The sequence below is a fragment of the Streptomyces sp. NPDC002730 genome (assembly GCF_042888805.1).
Taxonomy (GTDB): Bacteria; Actinomycetota; Actinomycetes; order Streptomycetales; family Streptomycetaceae; genus Streptomyces.
The window spans coordinates 1-1,810 of record NZ_JBIAQG010000065.1 but is presented as its reverse complement, the minus strand read 5'-3'; the positions used below and the strand labels follow the sequence as shown (position 1 = coordinate 1,810).

1 protein-coding gene is annotated in these 1,810 nt (G+C 65.9%); it reads right to left on the bottom strand.

Annotation, left to right across the window (positions count from 1 at the left end):
* A partial coding sequence (locus ACFYXH_RS42440) for a beta-propeller fold lactonase family protein (RefSeq protein WP_389575175.1) occupies positions 1-1,699 on the bottom strand: 1,699 nt, incomplete at its 3' end.
* Positions 1,700-1,810 lie beyond the last annotated feature (111 nt).

Below are 1,810 nucleotides of genomic sequence, written 5' to 3'. Positions count from 1 at the left end.
TGCCAAAGCTCTCGATGCCTCCGGCGAAGGCGGTATTGCCGACGCCGGTGACGACGTTGTCGTTGATGCTGCTGGTGTCGATGGTGGTCGTACCGTCCTCGAGGTCGAGGCCGCCGCTGTAACGTTTGGCGGTGTTGTTGCTGATGGTGCTGCCGGTGATCGAGACGGTGGTGCCAACACCGTCGTGGAAGACACCGCCGCCATCATCAGCGCGGTTACCGGTCACGGTGACGCCGGTGAGGGTGAAGTCGCCTTCGGCGTCGATACCACCGCCGTCAGCGTCTGCCGAGTTGTCGTTGATGAGGCTGTCGGTGAGAGTGGCGGTGCCACCGTTGGCGACGCTGATGCCTCCGCCGTTGTCTGCCTCACTCCCTTGGAGGGTGAGGTTGGTGGTGGCGGTGAGGGTGCCGCCGTTCTGGACCAGGATGCCTCCGCCGTTGTCGAGTCCGGTGAGGGAGCCGTTCATGACGGTGAGGTCGTTGACGGTCAGTGCTCCGCCGGAGGCGATGTCGAGGATGCGGAACTGGGTGGTTGCGGTGGTGGTGCGTTGGATGGTGGCGTTGTTGCCGATGATGGTGAATGAGCCGGTGATGGCCGGGAGGCCGTCGTTGCCGGAGTCGGCTGCGGTGAGTTGGTAGACGCAGTACGAGGTGAGGCTGAGGGTGCCGTTGTTGGCGTTGGAGGCGTTGATCGCAGCGATCAACGCAGCCGTGGTGCAGCCCACCGCTGTTACGGCAGGCGCAGCGGGGACGGTGGCGACCGTCACTCCGAGCGGGCCAGTATTGGCGGTGATGGTGGCGGTGACGAGGTTGTTGGAGGTGTTGATGACGGATACGGTGTCCGCGCCGTTGTTGGTGATGTAGGCGAAGGTGCCGGCGGGGTTGACCGCCACCCCCTGGGGGTTGGTGCCGACGGTGATGGTGGCGGTGACGAGGTTGTTGGAGGTGTTGATGACCGACACGGTGCCCGCGTTGGCGTTGGTGACGTAGGCGAAGGTTCCGGCGGGGTTGACCGCCACAGCGAAGGGCCCGTCTCCCACGGTGATGGTGGCGGTGACGAGGTTGTTGGAGGTGTTGATGACGGATACGGTGTCCGCGCCGTTGTTGGTGACGTAGGCGAAGGTGCCGGCGGGGTTGACCGCCACAGCGAAGGGCCCGTCTCCCACGGTGATGGTGGCGGTGACGAGGTTGTTGGAGGTGTCGATGACCGACACGCTATTCACGCCAAAAGCGACGTAGGCGAAGGTGCCGGCGGGGTTGACCGCCACCCCCCGGGGGTTGGCGCCGACGCCGATGGTGTCGGTGACGAGGTTGTTGGAGGTGTCGATGACCGACACGGTGCCATCGGTGTTGTTGGTGACGTAGGCGAAGGTGCCGGCGGGGTTGACCGCCACCCCCTGGGGGTCGGTGTTGACGGTGATGGTGTCGGTGACGAGGTTGGTGGAGGTGTCGATGACCGACACGGTGCCCGCGATGGTGTTCGTGACGTAGGCGGTGGTGCCGGCGGGGTTGACCGCCACAGCGAAGGGCCCGTCGTCCACTGGAATGGTGGCGGTGATGGTGTTCGTGGCCGTGTTGATCGCCGACACCGTGTCCGCGTCTTGGTTGGCGACGTAGGCGTAGGTGCCGCCGGGAACGGCAGTGGCCGTCGGTGCTGTGATCACCGGCAGGGCCGGCCCGGCCAGCACCGCCAGTCCCACCGCGATGGCCCGTACTCTGCTCCACCAGCGAGGCCCGCCGCCCCTCCTGTCCGACGGCTGCCTGTCCGGCCTTCGACGTCCGATCACCTTTAGAGCCTCCTGCTGCAGAGT